Below are 944 nucleotides of genomic sequence, written 5' to 3' on the forward strand. Positions count from 1 at the left end.
GTTCGTCGACAGCGCGGACGGCACCCGCATCGCGGTCTACGAACAGGGCAATCCGGACGGGCCGGTCGTGGTGCTGGTGCACGGCTGGCCCGATTCGCATGTGCTGTGGGACGGGGTGGTGCCGCTTTTGGCCGACCGGTTCCGGATCATCCGCTACGACAACCGCGGCGTCGGTGAATCCGCTGCGCCCAAACCGATTTCGTCCTACCGGATGGCGCGGTTCGCCGACGACTTCGCCGCCGTCATCGGTGCGTGTAGCCCCGGCGCGCCGGTGCACGTGCTGGCCCACGACTGGGGCTCGACCGGGGTCTGGGAATACCTGAGCCGGCCCGGCGCCGACGACCGGGTCGCCTCGTTCACCTCGGTGTCCGGACCCAGCGCCGACCACCTGGCCAACTACGTCGGGGCCGGTCTGCGCCGGCCCTACCGGCCCCGACGGTTCGGCCGGGCGCTGAGCCAGGCGCTGCGGCTCAGCTACCAGGTCGCGTTCTCGGTGCCGGTGGTCGCCCCGCTGCTGATCCGGGCGGCGTTGGCGGCCGGGTTGATGCGCCGCGCGCTGCTGGCCGACGGGATCCCGCCGCAGCACATCCACCACGCCGCGGGCCTGGCCGCCGACGCCGCGAGAAGCCTAAAAGTGTATCCCGCCAACTACTTTCGCTCCGTGGCCCACGCCCGGCGGGACCACTACGTCACCGTGCCGGTGCAGTTGATCGTCAACACCGCCGACCCGTATGTGCGCCCGCACAGCCTCGACGCCACCGGCCGCTGGGTGGGCCGGTTGTGGCGGCGCGACATCAAGGCCGGGCACTGGTCGCCGATGTCGCATCCGCAGGTGCTGGCCGCCGCCGTGGGCGAGCTCGCCGACTGGACCGAGGGCAAGCCGGCCAGCCGGGCGCTGCGCCGCGCCCGGGTGGGGCGGCCGCGGCAGGCGTTCGCCGACACCC

Annotated in this window: 1 protein-coding gene; it reads left to right on the top strand. The window is 73.1% G+C overall.

What is annotated here, in order from left to right; all coding sequences use genetic code 11:
- The coding region (locus BKN37_RS27340; RefSeq protein ID WP_131823734.1) for an alpha/beta fold hydrolase at window positions 1-944 on the top strand (944 nt) is incomplete at both ends.

Source organism: Mycobacterium talmoniae (genome assembly GCF_001854525.1).
GTDB lineage: Bacteria > Actinomycetota > Actinomycetes > Mycobacteriales > Mycobacteriaceae > Mycobacterium > Mycobacterium talmoniae.